Source organism: Paenibacillus barcinonensis, from assembly GCF_003217495.1.
GTDB lineage: Bacteria > Bacillota > Bacilli > Paenibacillales > Paenibacillaceae > Paenibacillus > Paenibacillus barcinonensis.
Genome location: NZ_QJSW01000056.1, coordinates 1 through 2,059, shown reverse-complemented (window position 1 = coordinate 2,059; position 2,059 = coordinate 1). Strand labels below are relative to the sequence as shown.

2 protein-coding genes and 1 pseudogene are annotated in these 2,059 nt (G+C 36.9%); all 3 read left to right on the top strand.

Features of this window, described 5'->3' with window-relative positions:
• Positions 1 to 797: pseudogene (locus DFQ00_RS29380) on the top strand (S-layer homology domain-containing protein); the annotation flags it as partial.
• A 25-nt stretch (positions 798 to 822) separates the two neighbouring features.
• The gene (locus DFQ00_RS28555; protein WP_110899762.1) at positions 823 to 1,428 is read left to right on the top strand and encodes a hypothetical protein; all 606 of its coding nucleotides are present in this window, start codon (positions 823 to 825) and stop codon (positions 1,426 to 1,428) included.
• Positions 1,429 to 1,431: 3 nt separating this feature from the next.
• Entirely contained in the window at positions 1,432 to 1,908 is a 477-nt protein-coding gene (locus DFQ00_RS28550) for an immunity protein YezG family protein (protein ID WP_110899761.1), read from the top strand.
• Positions 1,909 to 2,059: the final 151 nt, after the last annotated feature.

The following is a 2,059-nucleotide window of genomic DNA, read 5'->3' as shown; positions in this document are numbered from 1 at the left end:
GATTAATGGCATCTAGTGAGGAGTATAAGAAGGCATTCGTTGAAACGAAAGAAACGTTACTTCCTGTCAAAGAGGCGTTTAAACCAGGTATTGCTGAGGCGAAGCTTCCTTACCTTGCGATTGCGATGGGAACAAACTTAATGAACGGCTTCCCCGATGGCTCATTTGGTATGGAGAAAACAACAACACGCGCCGAGTCTTCTGCAATTTTGTTAAGACTTGAAGGTGTACTGAAAAAAGATGCAACCAGCTTTGGTGACCTGAACGAGCTGCGGATGGTGGGTACTAAGAAAACCAATCTTGAATTGGTATCTAGTTTGACGACAGGGAACACATCTATCTCAGATATTTCAGGAAAACGCAAAACGTTCCGTAATGGCACGGGAAGTCTCATATTTCATAGGTTGATTGCAGTCAACGTTTCTGAACCAAAGAAAAAGAAAAGCATCTATTCCTCGATATTTGTGACGGAGTATGAACAAAAGTTAGATAAAAATACCGGTGTACTACCAATTTTCAAAGAGATTACAATATACCCCAAAAGACAAGGCTTTAACGTTGGGGATTATATGAATGGTTTGATCGATGATACGGGTGGCGGTTCAACTATTACGAATGGATTAAACAAAAAGTATGGTTATGAAGTACTACCTAATTTGGAGACTGCTCAATTTTTTTCCAAGTATAAAAATGGTGTGAAGCTGTGGGTTTTTGATTATATGAGTCTTGATGATGATGAATTTGCACAGTTTAATATGGATGATAGATCATATTCTGTTATTCGAAAACAAAAATAAGGTTGAGCAGGAGTAGAACTGTTAGATGAAAAATAAACTGATTTCTTTAACGTTAGTAGTAATATTACTGACTGCTTTTTTTGGATTCACATCAGATAAAGTCTTTGCCAACTTTAGACTAGGTTATCCGTCTGAAGATATTGAAGTAAGGCCTCCTGGACTCGCCAAAGGAAAGCAAACGATTAAAGTTAAACTGAAAGGACATGCACAGCCTCGACCCAAGACGGTTTGGACTCAAACGGATACTGAAATTTGGAAGGCAACCAGTAGCAAGTATGGAACTGTTACAACAAATACTTTTGGTTCTGGAGAGGGAGCCTTTCCATTGAAATTAACAGATACAACTGTAAAAGATGAAATTGACACAAGAAATTACGTTCCAGAATCTTTAACAGACAAAAAGCAAAACCCCTTTATTAGTAAATATGTTCAAGATATAGTGATTGATGATATTAAATACAATACAGGAACAGGATCTAACCAAACCTATGGAATTTTTCCCGGGGCAAAACCAAATTTCAGAAAGGGAAGCTTTCTTGTTACTATAGAAACAATGACGGGAACTGACCGTATAAGTTCTGGTGGCTCAACTGACTATAAATACGCAGATATGAATAAAGACGGAGGATAGTCCATGGAAAAAAAGATGAATGAGCTATATAGAACAATTGCAGAAATCATAGATCGAATGATACCAGTGCAATGGGAGGACTTTTACTTTAATGGAGAAGTAGAAAATGGAGAGGGAGGAGTTTTCTTTTTCTTTAAACCCGAAAATGAAAGTGAATATATTTATTCTCTTGAAATTCCCGGTAGATACAATGTTAATTCAGATGATTATGATCAATTAGAGACTAAATTGTTTGAAGTAACAAATGATTTGAAAAATCTCTTTTTAGACGATGGACAAGATCCTTGGTTTTCAATGACAATGAAGCTCACATCTGAGGGGAAACTAAGCGTAGTGTATGATTACACAAAGTGGGGAGAGTCTACTTTCGGTCCTTCAGAAAGATTAGAATATTGGGAAAGTAAATATCTGGGCCATATGCCGGAAGAAGAAGACAGAATTAAAATAGAGAAAATGAAAGATTTTGAAGAAAGGAATTAGATATACTTCTTTTCTTAATTATGTTTTTGATGAACAAACAAGTTAAAAAAGAGCTTGGGGCTGTCTCAAAAGCCCTTAAAAACAAACATCGGTGAAGAGAATGAACACCGAGACGTCAAACGAGACCAAGCAGAGGGTTATCCTGCTTGGT